At 72.7% G+C, this 26,125-nt stretch carries 21 protein-coding genes; 11 read left to right on the top strand and 10 right to left on the bottom strand.

The features are described from left to right. Window positions 1-58 precede the first annotated feature (58 nt). Entirely contained in the window at window positions 59-718 is a 660-nt protein-coding gene (locus tag AC3ERT_RS14170) for a TetR/AcrR family transcriptional regulator (RefSeq protein WP_435174332.1), read from the bottom strand. A 72-nt stretch (window positions 719-790) separates the two neighbouring features. Here AC3ERT_RS14170 and AC3ERT_RS14165 point away from each other — a divergent pair, with 72 nt between their 5' ends. Next, on the top strand, window positions 791-1,366 hold the full coding sequence (locus AC3ERT_RS14165; protein WP_435174329.1) for a cupin domain-containing protein: 576 nt from the start codon (window positions 791-793) through the stop codon (window positions 1,364-1,366). Window positions 1,367-1,649: 283 nt separating this feature from the next. On the opposite strand, the gene AC3ERT_RS14160 is transcribed toward AC3ERT_RS14165, so the two are convergent. Next, entirely contained in the window at window positions 1,650-2,570 is a 921-nt protein-coding gene (locus AC3ERT_RS14160) for a TerC family protein (RefSeq protein ID WP_335974842.1), read from the bottom strand. Between the two features lie 342 nt (window positions 2,571-2,912). On the opposite strand from AC3ERT_RS14160, the gene AC3ERT_RS14155 reads away from it, so the two are divergent. Continuing rightward, window positions 2,913-3,776 carry an isocitrate lyase/PEP mutase family protein gene (locus AC3ERT_RS14155; RefSeq protein ID WP_335975259.1) on the top strand — a complete coding sequence of 288 codons (864 nt, stop codon included), beginning with the start codon at window positions 2,913-2,915 and terminating at the stop codon, window positions 3,774-3,776. A gap of 55 nt (window positions 3,777-3,831) precedes the next feature. After that, on the top strand, window positions 3,832-4,107 hold the full coding sequence (locus tag AC3ERT_RS14150) for a hypothetical protein (protein ID WP_435129078.1): 276 nt from the start codon (window positions 3,832-3,834) through the stop codon (window positions 4,105-4,107). Between the two features lie 50 nt (window positions 4,108-4,157). On the opposite strand, the gene AC3ERT_RS14145 is transcribed toward AC3ERT_RS14150, so the two are convergent. Together AC3ERT_RS14145 and AC3ERT_RS14140 are read right to left on the bottom strand one after the other, a co-directional pair. Then, a complete protein-coding gene (locus AC3ERT_RS14145; RefSeq protein ID WP_435174326.1) occupies window positions 4,158-4,577 on the bottom strand; it encodes a MarR family winged helix-turn-helix transcriptional regulator in 420 nt (139 codons plus the stop codon). A gap of 528 nt (window positions 4,578-5,105) precedes the next feature. Further along, window positions 5,106-5,990, bottom strand: a complete 885-nt coding sequence (locus AC3ERT_RS14140) for an alpha/beta fold hydrolase (RefSeq protein WP_435174323.1) — start codon at window positions 5,988-5,990, stop codon at window positions 5,106-5,108. Window positions 5,991-6,075: 85 nt separating this feature from the next. Between AC3ERT_RS14140 and AC3ERT_RS14135 the strand changes: the two genes are divergently transcribed. Beyond that, window positions 6,076-6,555, top strand: coding sequence for a MarR family winged helix-turn-helix transcriptional regulator (locus tag AC3ERT_RS14135; RefSeq protein WP_435174321.1), 480 nt, complete (start codon window positions 6,076-6,078; stop codon window positions 6,553-6,555). A gap of 507 nt (window positions 6,556-7,062) precedes the next feature. Here AC3ERT_RS14135 and AC3ERT_RS14130 read toward each other — a convergent pair. The 3 genes from AC3ERT_RS14130 to AC3ERT_RS14120 form a co-directional block, all read right to left on the bottom strand. Then, complete coding sequence (locus tag AC3ERT_RS14130) at window positions 7,063-8,361, bottom strand: COG4705 family protein (protein WP_435174319.1); 1,299 nt, start codon at window positions 8,359-8,361, stop codon at window positions 7,063-7,065. Between the two features lie 113 nt (window positions 8,362-8,474). Beyond that, entirely contained in the window at window positions 8,475-9,515 is a 1,041-nt protein-coding gene (locus AC3ERT_RS14125) for a bile acid:sodium symporter family protein (RefSeq protein ID WP_435174317.1), read from the bottom strand. Further along, window positions 9,512-10,828: a CaiB/BaiF CoA transferase family protein gene (locus tag AC3ERT_RS14120; protein ID WP_435174315.1), complete on the bottom strand. Its 1,317-nt coding sequence runs from the start codon at window positions 10,826-10,828 to the stop codon at window positions 9,512-9,514. Before AC3ERT_RS14120 ends, AC3ERT_RS14125 begins: the two co-directional genes overlap by 4 nt. A gap of 153 nt (window positions 10,829-10,981) precedes the next feature. On the opposite strand from AC3ERT_RS14120, the gene AC3ERT_RS14115 reads away from it, so the two are divergent. Then, complete coding sequence (locus AC3ERT_RS14115) at window positions 10,982-11,773, top strand: response regulator transcription factor (protein ID WP_435174313.1); 792 nt, start codon at window positions 10,982-10,984, stop codon at window positions 11,771-11,773. Here the strand turns inward: AC3ERT_RS14115 and AC3ERT_RS14110 are convergent. Continuing rightward, a complete protein-coding gene (locus tag AC3ERT_RS14110; RefSeq protein WP_435174311.1) occupies window positions 11,659-13,071 on the bottom strand; it encodes a sensor histidine kinase in 1,413 nt (470 codons plus the stop codon). The genes AC3ERT_RS14115 and AC3ERT_RS14110 overlap by 115 nt on opposite strands. Before the next feature lie 427 nt (window positions 13,072-13,498). Here AC3ERT_RS14110 and AC3ERT_RS14105 point away from each other — a divergent pair, with 427 nt between their 5' ends. The 4 genes from AC3ERT_RS14105 to AC3ERT_RS14090 all read left to right on the top strand — a co-directional run bounded on the left by AC3ERT_RS14105 (window position 13,499) and on the right by AC3ERT_RS14090 (window position 21,606). Continuing rightward, window positions 13,499-16,660, top strand: coding sequence for an MGH1-like glycoside hydrolase domain-containing protein (locus AC3ERT_RS14105; protein WP_435174308.1), 3,162 nt, complete (start codon window positions 13,499-13,501; stop codon window positions 16,658-16,660). 131 nt (window positions 16,661-16,791) lie between these two features. Beyond that, a complete protein-coding gene (locus tag AC3ERT_RS14100; protein WP_435174305.1) occupies window positions 16,792-20,262 on the top strand; it encodes a glycosyl hydrolase family 65 domain-containing protein in 3,471 nt (1,156 codons plus the stop codon). Window positions 20,263-20,381: 119 nt separating this feature from the next. Next, window positions 20,382-20,951, top strand: a complete 570-nt coding sequence (locus AC3ERT_RS14095; RefSeq protein WP_435174303.1) for a hypothetical protein — start codon at window positions 20,382-20,384, stop codon at window positions 20,949-20,951. A gap of 61 nt (window positions 20,952-21,012) precedes the next feature. Beyond that, a complete protein-coding gene (locus AC3ERT_RS14090) occupies window positions 21,013-21,606 on the top strand; it encodes a YdeI/OmpD-associated family protein (RefSeq protein WP_335974951.1) in 594 nt (197 codons plus the stop codon). Window positions 21,607-21,637: 31 nt separating this feature from the next. Here AC3ERT_RS14090 and AC3ERT_RS14085 read toward each other — a convergent pair whose 3' ends face one another. Both AC3ERT_RS14085 and AC3ERT_RS14080 read right to left on the bottom strand, forming a co-directional pair. Further along, complete coding sequence (locus AC3ERT_RS14085) at window positions 21,638-22,615, bottom strand: dihydrodipicolinate synthase family protein (protein WP_435174300.1); 978 nt, start codon at window positions 22,613-22,615, stop codon at window positions 21,638-21,640. A 5-nt stretch (window positions 22,616-22,620) separates the two neighbouring features. After that, window positions 22,621-23,790, bottom strand: coding sequence for a mandelate racemase/muconate lactonizing enzyme family protein (locus AC3ERT_RS14080; protein ID WP_335974960.1), 1,170 nt, complete (start codon window positions 23,788-23,790; stop codon window positions 22,621-22,623). A gap of 86 nt (window positions 23,791-23,876) precedes the next feature. Between AC3ERT_RS14080 and AC3ERT_RS14075 the strand changes: the two genes are divergently transcribed. Together AC3ERT_RS14075 and AC3ERT_RS14070 are read left to right on the top strand one after the other, a co-directional pair. Then, window positions 23,877-24,716, top strand: coding sequence for an IclR family transcriptional regulator (locus tag AC3ERT_RS14075; protein ID WP_435174297.1), 840 nt, complete (start codon window positions 23,877-23,879; stop codon window positions 24,714-24,716). 55 nt (window positions 24,717-24,771) lie between these two features. Beyond that, window positions 24,772-26,103 carry an MFS transporter gene (locus AC3ERT_RS14070; RefSeq protein ID WP_335974969.1) on the top strand — a complete coding sequence of 444 codons (1,332 nt, stop codon included), beginning with the start codon at window positions 24,772-24,774 and terminating at the stop codon, window positions 26,101-26,103. The last annotated feature ends 22 nt before the right edge of the window (window positions 26,104-26,125 follow it).

Here is a 26,125-nt window from a genome sequence, read left to right as displayed (position 1 = left end):
GCCGGTGACGGTGTGCAGTCGGGGTGACAACGTGGCGGTCGGGTGTCCCGGAGGGATCTCACCTCCGGGCTCCCACAGATCCCGGCGTGGCAGCACGCCGCGCCGGGGAAGGCAGGGGCGTGCGGGCCGGGGGGAGGGAGATTCCGTCGAGCAGCAGGGTCAGGAGACGCTCCCAACCGGAGTACGACCGGCTGTCGATGGCGGCGGACATGCCGCACAGGGCCATGCCGAGGTCCTGCGCGGTGACGTCGGCCCGGATCGTTCCGTCCGCCTGCGCCCGCGCCAAGGTCGTGTCCAGCTTTTCGAGGAAGGTCCGCAGCGCCGCCGACACCTCGGCGGCGTCCGTATGGGCCGGATCGGCCATCGCCGCCCGTGCGCCGGCGTTCGCCTCCAGGAAGCGCAGCACCTCCCGCAGCGCTTCGGTGAGCGGCGCCCGCCCGGATTCGTTCGCGTCCACCACCCTCTGCACGGTGAGCGCCATACTGTCGAAGCTGTCCGCGATCAGTTCTGCCGCAAGGGCGGCCTTGGTGGGGAAATGCCGGTAGACGGTGCCGAGCCCCACCCCGGCGCGCGCCGCCACCTCGTCCATCTGCGTTCCGAGCCCGGACGCGGCGAACACCTCCCGCGCCGCCGTGAGGATGCGCTCTCGGTTACGCCGCGCGTCCGCCCGCGACGAGGCTGCCGCCTTCAGCGGGCGGACAGGCGGGTCAGCAGGCATGTTTGACACTCTACCCGGACGGTTCCTAGGCTAGAAACGGAAGTGGAAGTCCGCTTCAGATCGGAGTCAGGGATGTCATTCTCGACGGGGTCGGCGTGGTCGGCTTCCGAGCTGGTCACCCGCGCGGACAAGGTGCCCAGCGTGTGGGCCTGGGGCGGACGATGGAGTCCACTGGTCTCCTCGGACGACGCCGGCGGGAGCTACTCGATCCTGGAGCAGACGATGCCGGCGCAGGCCGGACCTCCGCCGCACGTCCACGAGCACAACGACGAGGTCTTCTACATCCTCGATGGCGAGGTCCGTCTCCAGATCGACCACGACGTCGCCATCGGCACAGCAGGGGACCTCGTGCGGATACCGCGCGGGGTGCCGCACGGGTTCGCGGTGAAGAGCGACACCGCGCGTTTTCTCAACCTCTACGTCCCCGGCGCCCTCGACGTCGTCATCTCGGCACTCGGGACCCCCGCGGCCGGGCCGGGCCTACCGGCCGACGGTACGGAGCAGTCGCCGAGCCCGGAGCAGGTCGCCGCGCTCGGCAGGCGGTTGGAGGAACTGGCCGCCCAGAAGTGGACGGGGCAGCAGGACCTGCTGGCCGCGTTCCGGCCCGCCTCCGGCGGTCTCGGCGTCAGCGGTCCCGACGGGCGCTGAGGTCCCGTATCAGCGCCCCATCACCCCCCGGTCCGCCTCCTACCTCAGGAGGGCGGCAACGTCCTCGCATGACGTTGCCGCAGGCCGGACGCTCCTCGGCGATGCCCGCGCGCCCCGCAAACCGTGAGCTGGGGTTTCGAAGTTCGCCGGCAGGCGGGCGTTCACGATGCCGACGAGCGGACGACGAGGTGGCGACGGCCTTCCGCCGGTACGGGTGCGGGCTCCGCGTCGAGGGGCCCTCGTCTGGCGTGGCGGTCATCCGGCCGGCCCGGGCCCCGCGGGGTCAGGCGCTCAGGGCGACCGACCCCGCCAGCACGGCGACGATCACCGCCAGGCTGACCAGGGAGGGGATCTCCGGCACGCTGTGGCTGATCGTCTTGTGCGCGGCCTGGAGGACCAGCTTCACCGCGATGAACGCCAGGATGACCGCCAGGCCCTTGCTCAGGTGGTGGAAGCGGTCCAGCAGCCCGGCCAGCATGAAGTACAGCGCGCGCAGGCCGAGGATGGCGAAGGCGTTGCTGCTGTAGACGATGAACGGGTCGTCGCTGACCGCCAGCACCGCGGGCACGCTGTCCACCGCGAACACCAGGTCGGCCGCCTCGATGGCGACGACCACCGCGAGCAGCGGCGTGGCGACGCGCCGGCCCGCCTCCCGGACCAGGAACCTCGCCCCGCTGTACTCCTCGCGGACCGGGACGACCTTGCCCAGCAGCCGCACGGCCAGGCTGCGCCCCGGGTCGAACTCCTCATCCTCGCCCCGCAGGATCTTGTAGACGCTGTACAGCAGGATGGCCGCGAAGACGAACAGCACCGCGGAGAACCGGGTGACCACCGCCACGCCCGCCGCCAGGAAGAGCCCGCGGAAGACCAGCGCGCCCAGGACTCCGAAGAACAGCACCCGGTGCTGGTAGGGGCGCGGCACCTTGAAGTAGCCGAAGATCAGGGCGAAGACGAACAGGTTGTCGACCGACAGGCTCTTCTCCAGCAGCCAGGCGGTGGTGTACTCCACGCCCGCCGTGGTGCCGAGCACGCCGAAGACGAGGCCGGCGAAGACGACCGCGAGGCCGACCCAGAACCCGCTCCACAGCGCGGCCTCCCGGAAGCCGATCACCTGCGTGTCGCGGTGGGCCAGCAGGTCGACGGCCAGGGACCCGATCACGACGGCGGCGAACGCGAGCCACAGCCACAGCGGTACGTCGGGCACCTGGCCCTCCTCGGGCACGGCGGGGACACGGACACGGGCTTCCGTCTCCGCCCAAGCCTGGCCGACCCGGCCGCCGCTGTCCGCAGACGCGGCCGGACCGGCCGCCGGACCGCCGGGCCGCCGGCACCGGGGCCGTCCCAACACGGCGTCCATCCGCGGTAGTTCCGTGACGTTTCTGCGGTGAACGGTCTAACCCGTACGAGTGACCAAAGGCTTGCCCATCTATGCATCAAGTGTGGGCACAGGAAAGGTATGGGTTTGGCAATGAAGCCGTGCCGTGTACGACGGCCTCACCTGCCCTCCGGCAGGCGCCTTTCACCCCCACGAGGAGTCACGATGAAGTTGAAGTACGGAAGCAAACTGCGCGAGGACATCGCCGCGCCGGGCACGACCCCCCTGATCGGCGTCTACGACATGTACTCGGCGTCGCTGGCCGCAGAGCACTTCGACGGCATGTTCGTCTCGGGCTTCGGGTTCGCCGCGTCGTACTACGGGCTGCCCGACATCGGGTTCATCGCCTGGCCGGACATGGTGGCCTTCGTGCAGCGGCTGCGCGGCGCCTTCCCCCGCCACCACCTCCTCGTGGACATCGACGACGGCTACGTGGACCCGGAGGTGGCCTGCCACGTCGTGGAGGGCCTGGAGCGGATCGGCGCCTCGGGCGTGATCCTGGAGGACCAGAAGCGGCCGCGCCGCTGCGGCCACGCCGACGGCAAGCAGGTCCTCCCGCTGGAGGAGTACCTGGAGAAGCTGGAGATGGTGCTCGCGACCCGCCGGGACCTGGTCGTGGTGGCGCGCACGGACGCGACGGAGGAGGAGGACATCCTGCTCCGGGCCGAGCGGCTGGCCGCCACGGACGCCGACGTCGTCCTGGTGGACGGCGTCCGCAGCGTGGAGTGGATGCGGCGAATCCGCGCGGCGGTCGGCGACAAGCCGCTGCTGTTCAACCAGATCGCCGGCGGCAAGTCGCCCCGGCTGTCGCTGGGCGAACTCACCGAACTCGGCATGGACGTGGCGATCTACAGCACCCCGTGCCTGTTCGCCGCGCACGCCGCGATGGAGTCGGCACTGCTCGAACTCAAGGCCACCGACGGCCGTCTGCCCGCCGTGGACCCCGCGCAGGGGATCGGTGTAGCGGCGTCCACGAAGCTGCTGGAGCGGAACATCGCCCGCCACCACCCGGAGCCCGAGACGGTCGGCGCGTGAGCTGCCTGCCGCGTCCGGCCGCGGGCGGGACGACGGGGGAAGGGCGGGTTCCCCGATGAGCGCGGACTTCCCACGGGCCCGGGCCCGGGCCCGGGCGGTGCTGCTGCTGACCGCGGCGGCGCTGGGCTGCGCCGCGGCGCCGGCGGTGGCCGACGGGAGCCTGGTCACGGTCCTGGACAACTCCCACTCCGACTCGATCCTGGAGGTGGACCGGACGGCCAACCTCCAGACCGGCCACGGCGACGCCGGCAGCGACCACGACGGCAGCGCGGTCGACGCCCTGGAGGTCCTCTTCGGCGCGGGCGGCCAGGGTGAGGACGGTGACGACTGAGCCGACCGGCGGAAGACGGTAGGCGTCCGCGCGGGTCCTCCGGAGTTCCGTCACCGGGTGTTCCGGGTGCTCCGGGTGCTCCGGGGCTTTCGGGGGTCGCGTGCGGCGCCGGGCGGTCGCGCGGCGGTGTACGTGGCCGCCCGACCCGGCGGGACCGCGAGCTGGATGTGGCCGGGCAGCACACGGCGTACAAGGGCGCGGCCGTCGTCGGTGAGGGTGACGGCGGTGGCGCGCTCATCGTCGGGGTCGGGGCCGCGGATGATCAGTCCGGCCTTCTCCAACAGCCCGGCCTGGTAGGTCAGACCGCTGCGACTGTAGACGACACCGTCCGCCAGCTGGGTCATCGTCAGCGACCCGTCCGCGTCCGCGAGCCGGGCCAGCAGCTCGAACTGCACGTAGCTGATCCCGCCCTCGGCGCGCAGTTGCTGCTCCAGCTTGTACTGGAGCAGGCTCACGGACTCCAGCAGCACGAAGTCGAAGGGGGGAGCACCGCCGGCGTCGGGGACGGGGCGGGATTCGGGCTGTACGGCAACGTCATCCTGGGCCCTCCGCGCTGACCCGCGCGCGACGTTCGGTACTCGGCGCGGGCCCATCCCCGCGGGTGCGGGGAGCACTTGCTCTGCCCGGTGACGGCCATTTTGCCGATGGGACCATCCCCGCGGGTGCGGGGAGCACGACTCGATCCAGGAGGGGTCGAGGTCGTTCTTGGGACCATCCCCGCGGGTGCGGGGAGCACTCTTTCTGACCTGGGACTCTAGCGGCCCACGGGGTCAGATTTTGCAACTACCGACGAATCGGTCATATCGAACATATCAACCTCGCACTCCCGCACCGCGCACCGATATGCCGCACCATCGGCCACGATGCCCCCTGGCCCCTGGCCCCTGCGCCCCTGCGCCGTCGGTCGGAGCGGCGGGTCGGGGGCGGTTCGATGCCGATCCGACGCGCTGTGAAGGTCGGCGGGTGACGCGCATCGACAACGGGCACCGCGGTGCCGGTTATCGGTCGATGCTCGCAGTGAACTCGACGATGGCCTTGGCCAGTTCTTCCGGAGCCTCCATGGCGACGTAGTGGCCGACCCCGTCAAGCAGGACGGAGCTGACTTCGGTCGAGGCGGCTTGAGTCATGGTGGCCGAGGTGAAGGAGCCCGCGCCGGCCCCGACCGCGAGCACGGGTACGTTCAGCCCCGGCGTCTGAGCCAGAGCCGTGATGCCAGGGCCCTCTTCGAGCATGGACCGGTAGAGGCCGATCGCTCCGCGCCAGCCGTCGGGCCGCGCGTAGGTACGGACGAACTCGTCGAGGTCGGCTTCGGCGACCGCTCCCGGGACGGAGGTCAGGGCGGGGAACAGGAACCGCGCCATGAAGTCGTACTCGCGGCCAGTGAGGAGCATCTCGGGGATGCCGGGGGTGGTGAGTACCCCGATGTACCAGGCACCGCCGTGGGTGATGTCGGCCAGCACCTCCATGCCGAAGCCCGGCAGCCCGGTCTCGATCGCGGTGAGGCTGAGCACGTCGCGCGCGTAGGCGGCCGCGAGCCGGAAGACGGTCGCCCCGGCGATGTCCTGGCCGGTGAGGTGGACGGGCCCGACACCCAGGTGCTCGATGAGCAGGTGCAGGTCCTCCGCGGCGGTGGCGCTGTCGTAAGGGCCCGGGCCGTTGCCGGAGTCGCCGAAGCCGCGCAGGTCCACGGCGAACACGCGGTGGTTCCGGGCGAGCAGCGGGATGAGCCGGTGGAAGGCCCACCAGGTTTCCGGGAAGCCGTGGACCAGCAGGATCGGGGTTCCGCTGGAGCCGGCGGCCACATAGTGCAGCGTGGTCCCGTTCAGCTCGACGCGGTGGTGGGCGACCTCGGGAATCGTCGCGCCCTGCGGCGGAGTCGTCATGGCATCTCCATGGTTAGGCAACCTGGTTGCGCAATAGTAAGCAACCAGGTTGCCCAACCACAACCCACTCCCGTAACCTGCTGCGATGTCCCGCTCCGGCGCCGATCTGGCGCTTCTCCTCCTGGGCGGTTTCCGCACGCTGGTGGACCGCGCGTCCAGCGAACTCGCGCGCCGCGGATTCCCCGACGTACGCCCGGTCCATGACTTCGCCATGCGGGCGGTCGCCGCGGGCGCGGACGACGTCACACGGCTGAGCCAGCACCTGTCGGTCTCCCGCCAAGCGGCTGCGAAGACCGTCGCGGTCCTCCAGGAACGCGGTTACGTGATCCGCGAGACCGACCCCCTCGACGGCAGGCGCAAACGCCTCCAGGTCACCGCCCTCGGCTTCGACGTCCTACGCCAGGGCGAGCAGATCTTCGACGAACTGCGCGACAACTGGGCACGGCAAATCGGTGCCGACGGCCTGAAGCGCCTGGAAGAACAACTGGCGGCCCTCATCGGCACCCCCGCCATCCGCTTCGACACGCCCGGCTGGCTCGCGCGCGACCTCGGCGAATCGGAGTAACACGGGACGCCCTCACGCAGCGGGGCACGAGCTGCCAGCGCCCGGCAATGACGGGCTCGTCCCGCTGCCAGAGCCACCAGGGCGACTGGTCGGCGTACGAGGCGAACAAGCGCCGCGCCGCAGGGAAAGAGGGCAGCAAGAGGAAGCGCTGACGGAGCGCCGCCCGCACCGGGCAGGCCGACCGCACTGACGCATACCCTCAGCAAACCATCCCCGCGGGTGCGGGGAGAACACTTGCTGGCCTGGGACTCTAGCGGCCGACGGGCGCAGGTTGCCGACTCGGGCATATCGAACATGTCCACCTCGCACTCCCCCATCGCTCCACCGCACGCCGGCCTCACGAGATGCCGCTCAGGCGACGCGCTCGCGGAGTCGAACTCCGCCGGGGGCACCCCGCAGAAGGGGTCGGCGGTCCCCGGTGCCGGAGGAACGGTTCACGGTGGTGCCGCACGGGGAGCCGGCAGCGAATCCACCGGGCGAGGCCCCGGGCCCGGGCCCGGGGCACGGTCAGAAGTGGTGGTTCCGGAGGTCGCCGAGCAGGATGCCGAGCTGCTTCTCCTGTTCCGCGGCCGGCGCCGGCCGGATACCGCCGTGGTCGATGGCGTAGGTCTTGAGCACCGCGTCCATCTGGCCGTCGAGCAGGGTCCAGGTGGCGTTGTCCACCGCTTGGAGCGAGGTGGCGTCGGCGTCCCAGTCGTCGCGCATCGTCTGCACGGTGGCGTGCGAGGCCGCGGCCGTTCCGGCCTTGTCCTGCGCGATCGCTGTCTGCGTGAGCCTCTCGTACTTCGCCACCGCCGCGGCGGTCTGACTGCTGGTCAGGGCCGCCTTCTTGCAGGCAGGCAGCGTTTCGCTCTGGCCGGTCGGGTCGCAGGTGACGTGGGGCTGGTGGTGGGCCCAGACCATCAGGGCGACGGTGGCGGCGGCGAGCACGCCGAAGGCTCCCAGCGCGGTGCGCTCCCTGCGCGGGTTGGTGGTGACGGCCGGAACGTGGGTGATCTCGTGGGTCTCGGCGACGTCGCTGCGGCTGATGGCGAGGTAGACGACGGTGGCCAGGATGGCGCTGAGGAAGATCAGGCTGGTGGCGAAGGTGCCCAGGCCCAGTCCGACAGGCTCGCCGGGGGCGGCCGGGGTCTTGGGGGAGGCGAGCCAGTCGCCGATGTTGGCGCCGAGCGGGCGGGTGAGGACGTAGGCGAGCCAGAACGACAGGACCGGGTTGGCGCCGAACCTCCACAGGGCGGCGATCGCCGCGATCAGACCCAGGGGCAGGAACACCGACCGGGCGGGCGTCCAGTTGGTCAGTTCCAGCGTCCAGTCACCCGTGGCGGTGCCCAGCGCGAACGTCACCAGGACGGTCAGCCAGTAGAAGGCTTCGCGCGGGAAGGACGTGATGCTGTGGATGGACAGGGTCCGCTCCCGCAGCCACCACACCCCGAAGACGACCACCAGGAGGGCCGAGAAGACCGTCGAGCTCAGCCACAGGGGGACGTGCATCTGGTCGGTGAGCATGTCGGTGTACAGGGTTCCGGTGACGCTGACCACGACCACCGTGAGCCAGTACGGGAACGGGCTGTAGCGCCTGGTGCGGAACTGCCAGGTCAGCACGGCCGCGAAGACCACGGTGAACAGCAGCATGGTGTTGGTCAGGCCGAAGCCCAGCGTGGTGTTGATGTAGTCGGCGAAACTCTCGCCGACGGTCGTGCACAGGATCTTGATGATCCAGAACCAGACCGTTACCTCGGGCACCTTGTTCAGCAGGCGGCTTCCCGCAGCACTTCGTGGCGTCACGGCAGTCGTGGGCGTCGTCATGCCGCGACCCTATCGTCTACACGCTTGTAGACAATAGATTCCGCTTCCGTCCCAGGCCGCGCCGCGCGTGTCGGCTGCGTACGTCGCACGTGCGGCGCCCCGTCCGGCCGGCTTCAGGGCGGTGCTTCGGCACCTGTCCGGCATGCGGGGCGGAGGAGCGGTTCTCCCTCCTGCGACCAGCGCTTGGCGAGAAGCGAACAGATGACCAGTTGGGTCTGGTGGAAGATCATCACCGGGACCAGGACCGCGCCGGCGCGGGGGCCGAACAGGACTGCCGCCATGGGCATGCCGTTGACGAGGCTCTTCTTGGAGCCCGCGAAGACCAGGGCGATCCGGTCGGCCCGGTCGAAGGCCGGAAGGCGGCCGAGAGCCGAGGTGGTGAGCACAGCGGTGGCAAGCAGGGCGAGGTCGATGGTCAGCAGGGCCAGCAGGCGGGTCGGGGTGAGGGAGCGGTAGAGGCCGCCGCCCGCACCGCGGCTGAAGGCGGTGTAGACCACGAGCAGGATGGAGCCGCGGTCGAACAGGCGCAGCAGGCGCTGGTGGCGGGCGAGGGGGCCGCCGATCCACCGCCGGACGGCCTGGCCGGCGGCGAACGGCAGCAGGATCTGCGCGGCCAGGTCGCCCAGGCGGGCGGCGTCGAAGCGTACGGCCGTGCCCAGCAGCGCCGTGGCCAGCAGCGGAGTCAGGAGCATGCCCAGCAGGCTGGAGCAGGTGCCGGCGCACACGGCCGCGGGGACGTTCCCGCGGGCGAGGGAGGTGAAGGCGATCGAGGACTGGACGGTGGAGGGCAGCAGGCACAGGAAGACGACCCCGGTGGCCAGCCGGGCTCCGACCAGGTCGGGCAGCACAGGGCGCACCAGCACCGCGAGGAGCGGGAAGAGGACGAAGGTGCTGGCGGCGACGGCGACCTGAAGGCGCCAGTGGCCCAGGCCCGCGATCGTCTCCTGAGCCGACAGGCGGGCGCCGTAGAGGAAGAACAGCAGCGCGATCGCGGTGTCGGCCCCGCCCGTCACCGCGCGCTGGGTCGTTCCGGTGGCGGGGAAGGCGGCCGCGAGGGCGACGCAGCCCAGGAGCGCGAGGATGTACGGGTCGACGGCATGGGAGAGGCGTCCGCGCGACGAGCCCGCACGGTCGCCTGCGGGCGGGTTCCTCACGGCGCCGCGGTCGCCGTGTCCGGCACCGGTCCCGCCGCCGCAGGCCCCCCTGGCACCGGTCCCGCCGCCGCAGCCCCCGCCGCGCCGATGGACGGGTCCGACGCGTCGACGTGGTCGAGCCAGGCGCGGACCGACCGGTCGTGCTGGCCCAGGGTGGGCGGCGGTGCGTGCGGACCGAGGTCGCGGTGGTCGAAGCGCCAGGGCGGCCCGGGCAGGGCGATACGGCCGAGGGTGGCGTGGTCGACCTCGATGACCAGTCCCTGCTGCCGGGTCTGCTCCCAGCCGTAGACGTCGTCGATGGTGCGGATGCGGCCGGCCGGTACGCCGGCGGCGGCCAGGACCGCCAGCCAGTGGTCGGCGGTGTTCTGGGCGAACCGCCGGGCCAGCTCGTCCTCGAGCCGGTCGCGGTGGCGCACCCGTTCGGCGTTGGTGGCGTAGCGCGGATCGTCGGCGTCGAGGCCGGTGGCGCGGGCCAGCGCCCGCCACAGGTTCTGGCTTCCGGCGGCGAGCTGGATGTCGGTGTCGGCGCAGTGGAACAGACCGTAGGGCGCGATGGACGGATGCTGGTTGCCGGTGGCCCGGGGGACGTGGCCGGCCACGGTGAACGCGGCGCCCCGGAAGCTGTGGACGCCGACCAGTGCGGACAGCAGCGAGGTGCGCACCACCTGCCCGCGCCGGGTCGTGCGGCGCTCGATGAGGGCGGCGAGGACGGCGCAGGCGCCGAAGACGCCGGCGAGCAGATCGGCGACGGGCAGCCCGGTCCTGACCGGGCTGCCGGGTTCGCCGGTCAGGCTCATCAGCCCCGCCTCGCCCTGGGCGATCTGGTCGTACCCGGGGCGGCCGCCTTCCGGGCCGTCGGGTCCGAAACCGCTGATCGACAGGACGACGAGGGACGGGTTCAGCTCGTGCAGGCGCTCGATGCCGAGGCCGAGCCGGTCCAGGGCGCCCGGGCGGAAGTTCTCCACCACCACGTCCGCGCGGCGGGCCAGCCGCCGTACGAGTTCGCGCCCCTGATCGGTGCGCAGATCGGCGGTGACCGACTCCTTGTTGCGGTTGCAGGACAGGAAGTACGTGGACTCCTCCGCCGCGTCCGGCTCGGGCGGCCGGGCGAACGGCGGTCCCCAGCCGCGCGTCTCGTCCCCCTGCGGCGCCTCGACCTTGATGACCCGGGCGCCCAGGTCGCCGAGCATCATGGTGGCGTGCGGCCCGGCCAGGGCATGGGACAGGTCCAGGACGAGCAGACCGCTCAGCGGACCCTGACCGCTGGGGTGGGGGCGGGCATTCACGGTCCGGCCGTCGGTGTGCGCGTTCACGGTCTCTCCCGGTACGTCAAAGGCCCTGGCGGCGCCGGGGCGGGGGACGATCTGCCCTCGAACCTACGTAGCCGTCGGCCAGCGGACGCCTATCGGAAGGTTAAAGATCGCTGACCTTCCGCGTTCGGTCCGATGCGGGGTGTAATGATCCGTATGGCATCTGCTGACCTGCTGGTGGTGGAGGACGACACCGACATCGCCACGGAACTGGTGCGGGCACTCACCGGTCACGGCTACCGCGCGGACCTGGCCCGCAGCGGGGCACAGGCGCTCTCCCACGTGCTGGACCACCGGCCGGACCTGGTCCTGCTCGACCTGGGCCTGCCCGACATCGACGGTGTGGCGCTGTGCCGCCGGCTGCGGGCCCTGCTGCCCGTGGAGAGCGTCATCGTGGTACTCACCGCCCGTACCCAGGAGTTCGAGGTGGTCGTGGCCCTGGACGCGGGCGCCGACGACTACCTGACCAAGCCGTTCCGCTGCACCGAACTCCTCGCCCGCCTGCGGGCCCACCTGCGCCGGCGGGAGGCCGCCTCGGGGCCGCCGGTCATCCGGCTCGGGCGCGTCCGGATCGACACCCGGGCCCGCCGCCTCCACGTCGCCGACCGCGAAGTCCTGCTGCGCCCCAAGGAGTTCGACCTCCTGGCGGCCCTGGCCGAGCACGCCGGAGCCGTGGTGCCCCGGGAGGAGCTGATGTCACGGGTGTGGGACGAGCACTGGTTCGGCCCGACCAAGACTCTCGACGTCCACGTGTCCGCCCTGCGCCGCAAGATCGCCGACGCGGCGCCCGACGAGGGCCCGGTCATCACCACGGTGCGCGGCCGGGGATACCGCTACGAACCACCGCCGCCCCCATCGCCCGCCGGCGACTTCGCACCGGTGACCGCCTGGCTGCCGTCCTCCGCCGGCTCAGAAGGCAGCTCCGAAGGCACCTCGGAGGGCACCTGAAAGGGCAGCAGCACACTGAACACCGGCCGGGGCCCCGCCCGGCGCACCACCAGCCGTCCTCCCTCGGCCTCGGCCAGCGACCGGGCCAGCGGCAGCCCGATGCCGTGCCGGGCGCCGGGTGACCGCCCGGTGAACGCCGGTTCGCAGGCCGGCAGCAGCCCGGCTCCGTCGTCGCCGACCTCCACCGCGACGCCGGTCCCGACGTCCGCGACACTCACCCGGATCTCGCCGCGGCCGTGCACGAGCGCGTTGTCCAGCAAGGTGCCCAGGATCTGCGCGAGGGCGGCCTCCGATGCCGTCACCGGCGCAAGGCCGCGCTCACACCGCACGACGAGCCGGCGCCCAGCCTCCTCCGCCGCGGCGCGATAACGGCACGCGACCTGCTCGGCCACCTGCCCGGCGTCCGCGCCCGCACCGGCCCGGTGCGTCTCCCGCGCCAGGCGCAGCACTTCGTCCACCGTCTCCGCCAGGTGCTCGGCCCGCCGCAGCGCGAGCGCCACCGCCTCCCGCCGCACGCCCTCCGCCGATTCCTGCGCCGCTTCCAACCCCAGCACCAGAGCCGTCAGCGGAGTGCGCAACTGGTGCGAGACCGCGGTGGAGAACCGCCGCTCCCGCTCCAGCACCTCCCCCAACCGCCGCGCCGTGGCCGCCAGCGCCCGCCCCGCCAGGTCCGCCTCGCGGATGTCGGTACGGGGGGCCTGGACGGTGAAGTCGCCGTCCCCCAGCGCGCGGGCGACCGTGGTCAACCGCTCCAGCGGAACCGCCACCCGCCGCGCCAGATGCCAGGCCGGCAGGCCCGACCACGCGACCACGACCGAACCGAGCCCGGCCAGCAGCAGCCACGCCCGCATCCGGCGGTCGGTCACCGAGTCCCACGGCACCCACACCCGCACCGCCGCCACCACCCGCCCGCCGCGCACGACGGGCGCCGCCACCGCCAGGTTGGCCACCTCGATGCCCTGGTGCAGCCCCCCGTCGCGGGCCAGACGGGCCACCGGTGAGGCCCCGGGCCCCTCGCCGGCGATCCGCCGTCCCCCTGGGCCGTACACGCCGGCGTCGACACCATGCGGCAGCTCGGCCGAACCGGCCAGGCCGCCGGCGACGGGCCCCGGCCGCGCCACGAGGTTCTCCGCCACCGAGATCGCGTCACGCTGGAGCAGCACCACCGCACCCCGGCGGTAGACCTCTGCCACGGCCCAGGCCAACGGCACCGTGAACAGCAGCACCGCACACGCCGTCACCGCCATGAGGCAGGACAGCACCCGTCTGCGCAGACGGACCCCGCCACCGCGCGGCATGCTCCCCTGTCCACACCGACCACCCGGACCGCCCACGGCCCCACTTTCTGACACTCCATCATATTCCCCCGCCACCCGCCCCGACGGCACACTCTCGGCAGTGCCGGCGATGCTCGAACGATCGTGCGCGCGGCCCCTTCAGCGCGCCGCGCAGGCTTCTCTAACGATGTAAATCCGCAGCCCCCCAGGGCTTCCCGCTCCCCCGGGCGGCGCCCCCTCACGCCCTCGGCCCGCCCCGCGCCCGCGGAAAGCCTCCCGGGCCAGCCTGTCGGCGTCACAGCGATGAGCTGCACACATACGGGTCATGACCATCCGTCGGCGAAGGCGTTTTGCATCAACTCCTGCCGCAACCCTTGACGGTTCCTGTGTGCCGGTGGCGGAATCTGTGCGTTACATCGTTGTAGGGCGATGACGAAAGGACCGTCAGATGGTCCCAGCAGTGGTGTCCTCGGGCAGGCGCGGGCCGCGATCGATCGGAGCGCCGAGGGGCCGTTGGCTCGCCTTCACCGCCGCCCTCGCGGCCCTCGTCCTGCTCGCGCTGGTCAGCCCGGCGTCACCGGCCCGCGCGGCCGGCGCGTACGACAGCGCCGCCGCCGGCCCCGGCAGCAGCCCCGCCGCCGGCCCCGGCACCCCGGCCTCCGCGGTCGGCGCCGGAACGCACATCCTGGACGACGCGTCCTACCTGTCCGGCTTCGCCGACCCGGACTGGTACGAGTCGAACATCCCGTTCGTCGACCTGCCGGACGCCACCATGCAGAGCGTCTACTACTACCGCTGGCGCACCTACAAGGAGCACCTGCGCTACACCGACCCGCAGGACGGCTGGATCTCCACGGAGTTCCTCGACTGCTGCGGCTACGCCGCGCCCTACCAGGCGATCGACGCGGCCGCCGGCCACCAGATCACCGAGGGCCGCTGGGTCAGGGACCAGACGTACGACGACGACTACATCCGGTTCTGGCTGACCGGGCCCGGCGCGGGCGCCAAGCCGGCGACCGACGACGTCAACGCCGACACCACCGACTGGGCGCACGAGTACAGCGTGTGGCTGGCCACCGCCGCCTACCAGCAGGCCGAGGTGACCGGCGACTACACCGAGGTCACCTCGCTGCTGCCGGCGCTGGTCCGCCAGTACCGCGGCTGGGGCAAGCAGTTCGACGCGAGCCTCGGCCTGTACTGGTCGGTGCCGGTGTGGGACGCGATGGAGTACTCCGCGTCCTCCTACGCCTCCGGCGACCCCTACCACGGCGGCGCGGGCTACCGGCCGACGCTCAACTCGTACCAGTACGGCGACGCGGAGGCGATCAGCGAGATCGCGCGGCTGGCCGGCGACAGCGCGCTCGCCCGGGAGTACGCCGGGCGGGCCGCGAAGCTCAAGTCGGCGATGCAGAAGTGGCTGTGGGACCCCAGCCGCGGCTTCTACTACACGATGGCGCGCGACGGCAATCCGGACCACCAGCTGTCCGGCACCCGCGAGGAGATCGGCTACCTGCCCTGGATGTTCGGCGCCGCCCAGCCCTCCGACGCCGGCGCGTGGTCGCAACTGCTCGACCCCCAGGGCTTCGCCGGCGCCTACGGGCCGACCACGGCCGAGCGCCGCAGCCCGTACTTCATGAAGGACGCCGGCACGTGCTGCCGCTGGGACGGCCCGAGTTGGCCCTTCGCCACGTCGCAGACCCTGACCGGGCTGGCCGACCTGCTCGACGACTACCCCGCGCAGGCGTCGATCGCCAAGGGCGACTACGCCGCGGCGCTGGCCACCTACGCCAGGACCCAGACCAAGGACGGCACGCCGTACGTCGCCGAGGCCCACGACCCCGACACGGACGCCTGGATCTACGACGGCGCCGACCACAGCGAGGACTACAACCACTCCACCTACGACGACCTGGTGCTGTCCGGGCTGATCGGCCTGCGCCCCCAGCAGGGCGACACGCTGAAGGTCCAGCCGCTGGTCCCCGCCTCCTGGGACCACTTCGCCGCCGAGAACGTGCCCTACCACGGCCACAACGTCACCGTGCTGTGGGACCGCGACGGCAGCCACTACCACCAGGGCGCCGGCCTGAGCCTGTACGTCGACGGCAGGCTCGTACAGCGCTCGGCGACGCTCCGCGACACCACCGTGCGGGTCGGCGGCACCGTCACCGCCCCCGCCGGCGGCCTGGTCGACGACGCCGCCAACCCGCTGCGCACCGGCTACCCCCAGCCCATCGCCTCCTACACCTGGCAGAACGACAACGCCTGGAACGCCCTGGACGGCAAGACCTGGTACGACGAGGTGCCCGAGGACACCCGCTGGACGAACTACGCCTCCCCGAACAGCAGCGACTTCTACGGCGTCGACTTCGGCGCCCCCACACCCGTCAGCGACATCCGCTGGTCCGGCTACGACGACGGCGGCGGGGTCCGGCCGGCGGCCGGCTACCGCCTCCAGTTCTGGGACGGCTCCGCGTGGAAGGACGTGCCCGGCCAGGTGCACAGCCCCGCCCAGCCGGTGGGCAACGGCACCAACCGCGTCACCTTCCCGCAGCTGACCACCAGCAAGGTGCGGCTGGTGTTCACCGACCCGCCCGGCGCCTTCGTCGGCGTCACCGAGTTCCAGTCGTGGACGCCCTCCAGCCCCGACGCCGCCCTCAGCGTCGGGCCCGCCAACCAGAGCGGCCTGGTCACCGCCACCGCGTCCACGCCGATCAGCGTCACCGTGCGCAACACGACCCAGCGGCCGCTCACCTCCGCCCAGGTCGAACTCGGCCTGCCCCCGGGCTGGTCGGCCGACCCGGCCACGCGTCCCTCCGGCGCGATCCGCCCGGGCGCGTCCGCGGTGTGGACCTACACCCTGCACGCTCCCCCGACCGCCGACCCCGGCAGCGCCGCGGCGCTCACCGCCACCGCCACCTACCGGCCCGCGGGCGGCACACGGCAGTCGACCCACCGGCTGCAGAACCTCCGCGTCGCCTACCCGGCCGGCCGCCAGGACCCGGTCGGCACCTGGACCCTCGACGAGGGAAGCGGCAGCACCGCCCACGACAGCTCCGGCGCACACGACGCCACCCTCACCGGCGCCCCGGCCTGGGTGTCCGGCGTCTCCGGCACCGCCCTGCAACTCGACGGCTCCGACCAGTACGCCCAGACCGCCGCACCGGTCCTGGACACCGCCGGCAACTTCACCGTCTCCGCCTGGGTACGCCTGGACTCCTCCGGCGGCTTCGCCACCGCCGTCAGCCAGGACGGCACCACCAGCAGCGGCTTCTACCTCCAGTACTCCTCGGCCGACCACCGGTTCGCGTTCTCCACCAGCGGCGGCCGCGCGCTGTCGGACCAGGAGCCGCAGACCGGCCGCTGGTACCAGCTGGTGGGCGTCCACGACGCCGACGCCGGCACCTACACCCTCTACGTGGACGGCGTCGCGCAGACCACCGTGTGGAACCAGGCCACCGGGGCCGCCGCGAACGGCCCGCTGGCCATCGGGCGCGCGTTCTCCGGCGGGCACACCAGCGACCCGTGGCCCGGCAGCATCGACCAGGTCCAGGTGTGGAACCGGGCGCTGACGGCCGCGGACGTGGCCGGGCAGTACCACCCGCAGACCTGACGGCCGCTCGACTGCCCCACGCCCACGGGCGATCCGGGGCGGCCGGCCACCGCGTGGCCGGCCCGCCCCGCGCACGGCGTCCGACCACCCACGGACGGCGCCCCCTCCACCCGACGGAAGGAACAACGGTGATGCGCAGAGCAGGCCGTGCGGTGGCGATCGCCGCCGCGCTGATCGTCACGGCGGGCACCGCCGGCACGGCCGCCGCGGCCGGCCAGGCGCAGGCTCAGTCTCAGGCGCGGGCTCAGGCGGGGCAGTCCCCCGGCTCCGCGGCCGCCGCCGACCCGTGGACGCTGACCAGCAGCTCCTACACCGCCCAGGACATCACCACGATGCCCTTCGTCGGCAACGGCTACCTCGCCGAGCGGCTGCCCGCCGTCGGGCAGGGCTACGAGGGCGGTCTCGGGCCGTCCGGCTACCAGTTGGACCAGCAGCCCAAGCAGCGGCTGACCACCTCCATGGTCGCCGGCCTCTACAACAAGGGCCTGACCTCCGCGGTGCCCGACATGGAGTACATGGTCTCGCTCCCCACCTGGAGCACCATGGCCCTCGGCGTGGACGGGCACACCCTGGACGCCGCCGCGCCGCAGGAGCAGATCAGCGACTACCGGCAGCGCCTGGACCTCGCGCACGGCTCCGTCGACACCTCGCTGACCTGGACGCCCGAGGACGGCAAGGCCACCGGCGTACGCGTCGAGGTGCTCGCCAACCGCTCGCTCGAGCACCTCGGGCAGGTCCGCCTCGCCGTCACCCCGCGGTGGAGCGGGAACCTGGACCTGTCCGCACTCCTGGACGGCGCCGGCGCGCAGGGCGTCAGCGCCACCTCCCGTTCGGTGGCGATCTCCGCGGACACCGCGACCGTCCGGCTCACCACGCCGGGCAACGGCACCCGCGTGGTGGAGACGCAGCGCCTCCAGGCCGGCCCGGGGACGAGGGTCTCCGCCCGTACCGCCGCGGAGCCGTCGGACGACACGGCCACGGCGGGCGAGAACTGGACGATGCCCGTCACCGCGGGCGCCACCTACACCGTGACCAAGTACGTCGGCACAGCGACCTCCGACGATCCCGGCGACCCGGCCGCCACCGCGGCCGCCACCGTCGAGACCGCCGTCCACCAGGGCTGGTCGAAGCTCGTCGCTCGGCACGACGCGGACTGGGCCGCGCTGTGGCAGCCCAACATCGAGGCGGCCGGTGACAGCGACCTGCAGGCCGACATCAACATGTCCTTCTACACGCTGTACTCCAGCGTGCGCGCCGGCAGTTCGTGGAGCATCCCGCCCGCCGGCCTGACCAGCCAGGACTACAACGGCGACATCTTCTGGGACGCCGACACCTGGATGTTCCCCTCGCTGCTCGCCCTCCACCCCGAACTCGCCGAGTCCATCGTCATGTTCCGCTCGCGCACCCGGGTCCAGGCCGAGGCCAACGCGAAGGCCAACGGCTACGGCGGAGGGATCTGGGCCTGGGACAACGGTCCCGGCGGCGCCTGCGGCGACCTCGGCCACCCGATGTGCGTCACCTTCGAGGACCACCTGGAAGGCGACATCGCGCTCGCGCAGTGGCAGTACTACCAGGCCACCGGGGACACCACCTGGCTGAAGGACTACGGCTACCCGGTGTTGAAGGACGTCGCCGCGTTCTGGGCCGACCGGGTCACGAAGGCCGCGGACGGCAGTTACCACATCGACGGCGTCACCGGCCCGGACGAGTACCACGAGCACGTCGACGACAACGCCACCACCAACGCCGGCGCCGTCCTCGCCCTGAGGGACGCCGCGGCCGCCGCCGCCGTACTGCACCAGCGCCCGGACCCGGCGTGGACGGCGATCGCCGACGGCATCGCCGTGCCCACCGACGCCGACGGCAGCCACCCGGAGTACGCCGGCTACACCGACCAGACCGTCAAGCAGGCCGACACGGTCATGCTCAGCTACCCGCTGGGCTACGTCACCGACGCGTCGTCGGCCGCGGCGGACCTCGACCGGTACATGCCCGTCACGGACGTCAACGGGCCGGCCATGACGAACTCGGTGGAGTCGGTGGTCGCCGCGCAGATCCAGCAGCCCGGCTGCCTGGACTACACACTGTTCGAGAACTCCTACCAGCCCTACATCAAGGGGCCGTTCCGCCAGTTCGCCGAGACCCAGGGCGACGTGCCGCTCCAAGGCGGCGGCACCGGCCCCGCGTTCACCTTCGCCACCGGGGCCGGCGGCTTCCTCCAGACCTTCCTGTACGGCTTCGGCGGCATGCGGTGGACCGCCGACGGCCTCACCCTGGCGCCCACCCTTCCCCCGCAGCTCGCCTCCGGCATCACCCTGGCCGGCATCCAGTACCGCGGCAGCCGGCTGGACGTGCACATCGGTGCGAAGACCACCACGGTGACGCTCGTGTCGGGCAAGGCGCTCACCCTCGGCACGCCCGAGGGCGACAAGCACCTCACCCGCGGCCGCCCGCTGTCCCTGCCGACCGCCCGCCCCGACCAGGCCGCCACCGACGACCTCGCCCGCTGCCAGGCGGCATCGGCGCAGTCCGCGCAACCCGCGATGCCGCCCGCGGGGGCCGTGGACGGCAACGACACCACCACGTGGACGGCTTCGGCCACGTCCTCCTCCCTCCAGGTCGCCCTGTCCGGCCGCAACCTGACCGACCACCTCCACGTGCGGTGGGGCACCACCCGCCCGGACACGTACACCGTCGAGGTCCAGGACGGGCCGGGGGCGGCCTGGCACCAGGTGGACCAGGGCAGTGTGCCGCCGCTGGGCGACCTCGTGGCGCGCTGGAGCCGTACGGAGGCCACCGCGGTGCGCCTGTCGTTCGACGGCGCGGTGCCCGCGTCGGTCGCCTCGCTCTCCGTGCCCCGCGCGCAGGCGGCCGACCTCACCGGGGTGCTGACGGCCGACGGCACCTCGCCCGGCAAGGCCGCCACCGTGCACCTCGCCCTCACCTCCGTCGGCGGCGCGGACGCCCGGCACGTGGAGAGCAGCCTGCGCGTGCCGGACGGCTGGCAGGTCAGCGGCGACCCCGCTGCGGTCACCATCGCCGCGGACGGCCACGCCGACCTCCAGTGGACGGTCACCCCGCCCGCGGGACAGGCGACCACGGCCGCCGGGCTCACCGCCACCACCAGCTGGGACGGCACGGCCGGACGGGACACGCAGACCGCCACCGCCCTCCTCCCGGTCGTGACGCCGTCGCCGCTGGGCTCCACCATCGAGGCCGAGGACGGCGCGCTCAGCGGGGGCGCGCAGCTGGCGAACGACCACGGCGGCTACACCGGCAGCGGCTTCGTGGCCGGCTGGTACGCCGGGGCCGCCGGCACCGTCGCGGTGGATGTCCCGGCCGCCGGCCCCCGCACCGTCACCATCCGCTACGCCAACTCCCTGGGAGGCCAGCGCCCGCCGCTGGAGAACGTCACCCGCACGATCACCCTCACCGCAGGGGGCGCCTCCCACCAGGTGGAACTGCCGGTCACCGGCAGCTGGGACACCTGGTCGACCGTCACCGTCCCCACCGACCTCCCGGCCGGCACCGACCCGATCACCTTGACGGTGGGCCCCACCGACTCCGGCAGCATCAACATCGACAGCCTGACGGTGACCTGAGTCCAGGCCCCAGGGCGACTGCAACGGCCACGTCACGTCGGCATCAAGCAGCCCCCTGTGACGGCGGGCGCCGCTAGCATCACAGCGTGCCGGGGGGCGGCGCACGCCGAGGGGGGCGGATGGTGACCAGAGAACGCGGCATGATCGCGGCGGCTGTCGTCCTGGGGCTGGCCCTGGTGCTGGCGACGCTCTACGGCGGGTACGTGGTGTTCCTGCGGGACCGGACCACGAGTCCCCGGCGGGACCTGCTGCTGCCGAGCCTGCCCGCGCCGGGGCAGTGGCAGCAGAGCGGGCGCCTGCCTTCGGAGGACGGCGAGGCCACCCGCACCTGGAACCGCCCAACCGACGGCTTCGCGGAGGTCGTCTACGGCTACCACTCCAACGGTGCGGCCGCCCGGCAGTTCACCCGGTCCTCGCCCCAGAGGACGGAGCCGTACCTCAACGGCAACGCACGGCCCGACGACATCGGCGTACGGGTCCCGCAGGCGGACCAGGCGCAGTACATGTGCGGCGAGTACGACCACCAGGTGTGCGACACCTGGTGGGCCTGGCTGCGGTTCGGCAAGGTCGACGTCGAGCTCCGCTACGAACACGAGGTCGGCGCCTCACCGGCCCTGACCGACCCCGAACTCGCCTCCGTCGTCACCCGGGCGGCAACGACCATCGCGGCCATGGCCGAGGGAACCTGACGCCGCTCCCCCTTCCCGCGCGCCGGTGCGTACGGCGGCGCGCCGGGAAGGGCGGGGGCAGGTGTGGTTCGCTGCGGGGGTGACTCAGGATGGGGAGATCGTGGCGTTCGCCTCTGCCGAGGCGTTCGGGGCGTGGCTCGGCGAGCATCATGGCGACTCGCCCGGGATCTGGCTGAAGCTGCGTAAGAAGGGTCCCGGGGTCGTCGCGCTGGAGTACGCGCAGGCGGTCGAGGTGGCGCTCTGCTACGGCTGGATCGACGGCCGGAAGGCGGGGTTGGACGACGAGTGGTGGTTGCAGCGGTTCACCCCGCGCACCCCGCGCAGCAGGTGGTCCAAGGTCAACCGGGAGAAGGCGGCGGCCCTGATCGCGGAGGGCCGGATGCGGCCGGCGGGACAGGCCGAGGTGGACCGCGCCAAGGCGGACGGCCGGTGGGACGCGGCCTACGACAGCGCGCGGACCGCGACGGTGCCGGACGACCTCGCGGCGGCGCTGGCCGCCGACCCGGCCGCGGCGGCGTTCTTCGAGACGCTGGACCGGCAGAACCGCTACGCGATCCTGTACCGGGTGCAGGACGCCAAGAAGCCCGAGACCCGCGCGCGCCGGATCGGGAAGTTCGTGGCGATGCTGGCGCGGGGCGAGAAGCCGCACCCGTAGGCCGCGGCGAAGGCCGGTCGGGCGGCGGGGCTCACCCCGCGGGGCGGTACGCGGGGAGCGCGGTCTCGGCCAGTACCTCGTCGAGGGCGCGGCGCGTGGCCGCGTCCAGCGGTGCCGCAGGGAGGCGTACAGCGGGGCAGGCGATGACGCCCCGGCGCACCAGGACCTCCTTGTGCACCGCCCACGCCTGCCCGGCGCGGATGCCGAGGTGGATGAGCGGCAGCAGCCGGCGGAACGCGGCGCGGGCGGTGGTGCGGTCGCCCGCGCCGAGGGCGTCCAGCAGCCCGCGCAGCACGTCGGAGAACTCGCAGGCGGGCATGGTGCCGACCGCTCCGCAGTCCGCCTCGTCGATGACGTACTGGGCGTTCTGCCCGCCCAGTACGGCGAGTCGCCGGCCCACCGCGGCGGTGACGGCGGCGATCTTGGCGGGCGGTGCGGGCACCTCGACCTTGACCGAGGTGATGCCCGGTTCCGCGGCGAGCGCGGTGATCTGGTCGACGCCGATGCCCACACCGGTGACGCCGGGCGCGTCCTGGATCATGACCGGTACGGGCGCGGCCGCGGCCACCTCGGCGTAGAAGTCGAGGACCTGGCCCGCGGAGGGCTTGGTCAGGAACGGCGGCAGCACCATCAGGTGGTCGGCGCCGTCCTCGGCGGCGCGGACGGCCTGTTCGCGCGCGGTGACGGTGCTGGTGGCGTTGACCCCGGCCACCACCGGCAGGTCCGGCCCGGCGGTGGCACGGACCGTGCGCAGAATCGCGGTGCGTTCGGCGCCGGTGAGCGCGAAGCCCTCGCTGGCCATGCCGAAGACTGCGACCCCGTCGACGCCGGAGGCGAGCTGGAAGTCCACCAGGGTGCGCAAGGAGGGCAGGTCAAGGTCTCCGGCGGCGGTGAAGGGCGTGGCGAGGATGGGTATCAGGCCGTGCGGCTGCCGGGCGGCGGGGGCGGCTTCGGGGCTGTCGGCGCTGCGGGGGCCCTGCGGGTCCTGCGGGCTCTGCGGGGTGGTCACGGCGGTCACTTCTCCTCGGACAGTGCGGTGATCTTCTCCACGTCCACCTCGACGCCCAGTCCGGGCCCGGTGGGAAGCGTGTATCCGGCCGGTGTCGCGTCGAGCGGAACGCGCAGGATGCTCTGGGCCACCGGCAGGGAGTCGGCCTGGAACTCGAAGAAGGGGCAGTCGGCCGTGGCGGCGCTCAGCTGGATGCCCGCGGCCAGCGCGACGCCGAGGCCGACGGAGTGGTGCGGGGCCACGGGCACGTGGGCGGCGGAGGCGAGTTCGCAGATCACGGCGGCCTCGGTGATGCCGGTGCGGGCGACGTCGGGCTGGGCCAGCCTGAGGGCGCGGCGGCCGAGCCAGTCGGCGAACTCGTAGCGGTTGCGCAGCGCCTCCCCGACGGCCACGGGGGTGGTGACGCGGGTGGCCAGTTCGGCGTGGCCGGCCACGTCCTCGGGCGCGAGCGGCGCCTCGTAGAACAGCGCGCCGCGCCGGTCGAGCTCCCGGCCGAGGGTGACGGCCTCCTCCAGGCGGTAGGCCCAGTGGGCGTCCACCGCGATCCGCAGCCCCGGGGCGCCGGCGGCGACGGCGTCGAAGGTGGCGAGGTCCTGCTCGATGCCCTTGCCCAGGGCGAGCTTGACCAGGCTCGCCCCCTTGCGCTCGTAGTCACGGGCGAGGGCGGCCCGCTGCGCGTCGGTCGGTTCCGGCAGGCCGGAGACGTAGGCGGGGACCTGGTCGCGGTAGGCGCCGCCCAGCAGTTCGGCGACGGACAGCCCGGTCAGCTTGCCGTGCAGGTCCCACAGGGCGATGTCCACGGCGGCCATGGCGTCCGCCTGGTGACCCACCAAGTGGCCGCGCTCCCGCATCAGTTCACGCATCCGCTGCCACAGCGGCCGGACCCGGCGGGGGTCCCGGCCGACCAGTTGCCCGGCGAGCAGCCGGTCCACCACGGCGGCGGGCACCTCCGGGCCGACCGGCGCGAGGGCCTCGCCCCAGCCGACGCAGCCGTCGTCGGTGCGGACCTCGACCAGCAGGGTCTCGAAGCGCCCGGAGTACAGGCTGCGCCAGGGCTCGCGGACGACGTAGCCGCGCTCGGCCGTCAGCTCGCCGCCGTCGTCGAGGCGCCCCAGGTAGGCCCGGGGCCCCGACAGCTTCAGAACGTGCGTGACGACCTCGGTGATCTTCGCCATGCGTAGCGCCTTTCATTTTTCGAGCGGTGCACTGTGGATTCTGCACGTGGGTTGCAAATAGAGCAAGCAGCGTTAACATCTCTGCCATGAGTTCCGAACGAGGCGGTAACCAGACCGTCGAGCGCGCCGCGGCCGTCCTCCGGGCCTTCACCCACGGGCGTCCCGCCCTGCGGGTCTCGGACGTCGCCTCGGCGCTCGACCTCAACCTGTCCACCACATCCCGGCTGCTGGCCACCCTGGAGGCCGCCGAGCTGGTGCGCCGCGACCCGGTCAGCCAGCTGTACGAGCTGGGGCCCGCGGTGATCTCCATGGCCGGCGTCGCCCTGAACAACGACCCCGTCTACCGGCAGTCCCGGCCGGTCACCCAGCGCCTCGCCTGGGAGCTGGGGCTCGGCGCGAACGTGGCCGTGCGCCGCGGCGGCGAGCTGTTCTACCTCCAGAACGTGGAGGGCCAGCTCGCCCACAAGTCGTACTCGCTGCTGGGCCAGCGCAACCCGCTGCACGCCACCGCGATGGGCAAGTGCCTCGCCCTGGGCATGACGGCGAAGGAGCGCGCGCAGCTGCTCGGCGCCGGCCCCTTCCCCTCGTACACCCCGCGCACCCTCACCACCCCCGAGGCGCTGGAGGCGGAACTCGCCGCGGTCGCCGAGCGCGGATGGGCCACCGAGGTCGAGGAACTCGCCCTCGGCCGCGCCTGCATCGCCGCACCCGTACGCGATCACACCGGGGGCGTCGTCGCCGCGATCTCCGTCTCCGGTGCCCTGTCCGCGATCGCGCTGCACGACCGCGAGGCCGACCTCGGCCGCCGGATCATCGAGGCGGCGGACAGCGTCAGCGTCGGCCTCGGCTACCTGGGTCCCGCCCCCGCCCCGCGGGCATCGGCCGCCACGTCACCGGCCGCGGCAGAGGGCGGCCACCGTTCGTGAACCTCCCGGAGTTACCGCCGCACGCGGTGACCACCCGCACCCCATCGAGGTCCCCATGTCCCAACAGACCGCCGCCGCGCCCTTGTCGGGCACGCGGACGTCCGCCTCCGCTCCCTCCGGCAGAGTCCTCGTGGCCGGCAGCATCGGCAACTTCGTCGAGTGGTTCGACATCGGCATCTACGGCACCCTCTCGTCCGTGATCGCCGGGAACTTCTTCGCCAAGGGCAACCACACCGCCGCGCTGCTGTCGACCTTCGCCATCTTCGCGCTGGGCTTCGCCGTCCGGCCGCTGGGCGGCCTCTACTTCGGCCCGCTCGGCGACCGGATCGGCCGCAACCGCACCCTGGCCGTCACGGTCATCCTCACCTCCGCCTCCACGTTCGCCGTCGGCGTGCTGCCCACCTACGCCACCGTGGGCACGCTCGCCCCGTGGCTGCTGGTCCTCGCCCGGCTCGTCCAGGGGTTCGCTGCCGGCGGCGAGACCTCCAGCGCCGTGAGCCTGCTGTTCGAGTACGCGCCCCGCAACCGCCGCGGCTACTACACCAGTTACGCCGCCAGCCTCGGCTTCGTCGCCTTCGTCGCCGGCGCCGGCACCGCGCTGCTGCTCACCCTCGGGTTCGGCGACGACCAGATGTCCTCCTTCGCCTGGCGCATCCCGTTCCTGATCGCCCTGCCGCTGGGCATGGCCGGGCTCTACCTCCGGCTGAAGCTCGACGACACCCCGGAGTTCGTCCGGATCGAGAAGAGCGGCGAGCTCGCCGCGTCGCCGGTCCGGGAGACCTTCCGCACCGCCGCCGGGCCGATGGCGATCCTGGCCGGGCTCATCGTCCTCAAGGGCGTCGCGCACTGGATCCTCCAGACCTTCATGATCAGCTACCTCACCGACACGATGCACTTCAGCCGGACGCAGTCCTTCGCCGCCTCGATGGTGTGCATGGGGGCCGTGGCGCTCCTTATCCCCGCCGCGGGGCTGCTGTCGGACCGGGTGGGCCGCAAGCCGCTGCTCATCGGCGGCTCGGTCGGCCTGATCGCCCTGGCCTGGCCCTGCCTGCTGCTGATGTCCTACGGCAACGCGGTGCTGGCGGTCGCCGCGATGGTGCTGCTCGGGCTGCCCATTGCCGCGTACGACGGGGCCGCCAACGCCAGCATGGCCGAGCTGTTCCCCGCGCGGATCCGCACCGGCGCCATCGCCATCCCGTACAACGTGTCGGTCAGCCTCTTCGGCGGCACCGCGCCCTACGTCGCCACCTGGCTGGTCAGCGGGACCGGGTACGACCTCGCCCCGTCGTACTACCTGATGTTCGCCGGGCTGCTGACGCTGGTCACCGTGGTGCTGGGGGTACGGGAGACGGCCGGGCCGCGCGCCGACCCGGAGTTCACCTACTGACGGCACGTCAAACGCCCCACCC

The organism is Actinacidiphila sp. bgisy145 (assembly GCF_057708125.1).
This window is presented reverse-complemented; position numbering and strand designations above follow the sequence as displayed.

Excerpts from the sequence above, each read along its gene's own strand:
- AC3ERT_RS14170 (WP_435174332.1), bottom strand. The coding sequence starts at position 718 with ATGCCTGCTGACCCGCCTGTCCGCCCGCTGAAGGCGGCAGCCTCGTCG.
- AC3ERT_RS14165 (WP_435174329.1), top strand. The coding sequence starts at position 791 with ATGTCATTCTCGACGGGGTCGGCGTGGTCGGCTTCCGAGCTGGTCACC.
- AC3ERT_RS14150 (WP_435129078.1), top strand. The coding sequence starts at position 3,832 with ATGAGCGCGGACTTCCCACGGGCCCGGGCCCGGGCCCGGGCGGTGCTG.
- AC3ERT_RS14140 (WP_435174323.1), bottom strand. The coding sequence starts at position 5,990 with ATGACGACTCCGCCGCAGGGCGCGACGATTCCCGAGGTCGCCCACCAC.
- AC3ERT_RS14135 (WP_435174321.1), top strand. The coding sequence starts at position 6,076 with ATGTCCCGCTCCGGCGCCGATCTGGCGCTTCTCCTCCTGGGCGGTTTC.
- AC3ERT_RS14130 (WP_435174319.1), bottom strand. The coding sequence starts at position 8,361 with ATGACGACGCCCACGACTGCCGTGACGCCACGAAGTGCTGCGGGAAGC.
- AC3ERT_RS14115 (WP_435174313.1), top strand. The coding sequence starts at position 10,982 with ATGGCATCTGCTGACCTGCTGGTGGTGGAGGACGACACCGACATCGCC.
- AC3ERT_RS14110 (WP_435174311.1), bottom strand. The coding sequence starts at position 13,071 with ATGCCGCGCGGTGGCGGGGTCCGTCTGCGCAGACGGGTGCTGTCCTGC.
- AC3ERT_RS14105 (WP_435174308.1), top strand. The coding sequence starts at position 13,499 with ATGGTCCCAGCAGTGGTGTCCTCGGGCAGGCGCGGGCCGCGATCGATC.
- AC3ERT_RS14100 (WP_435174305.1), top strand. The coding sequence starts at position 16,792 with ATGCGCAGAGCAGGCCGTGCGGTGGCGATCGCCGCCGCGCTGATCGTC.
- AC3ERT_RS14095 (WP_435174303.1), top strand. The coding sequence starts at position 20,382 with ATGGTGACCAGAGAACGCGGCATGATCGCGGCGGCTGTCGTCCTGGGG.
- AC3ERT_RS14080 (WP_335974960.1), bottom strand. The coding sequence starts at position 23,790 with ATGGCGAAGATCACCGAGGTCGTCACGCACGTTCTGAAGCTGTCGGGG.
- AC3ERT_RS14075 (WP_435174297.1), top strand. The coding sequence starts at position 23,877 with ATGAGTTCCGAACGAGGCGGTAACCAGACCGTCGAGCGCGCCGCGGCC.
- AC3ERT_RS14070 (WP_335974969.1), top strand. The coding sequence starts at position 24,772 with ATGTCCCAACAGACCGCCGCCGCGCCCTTGTCGGGCACGCGGACGTCC.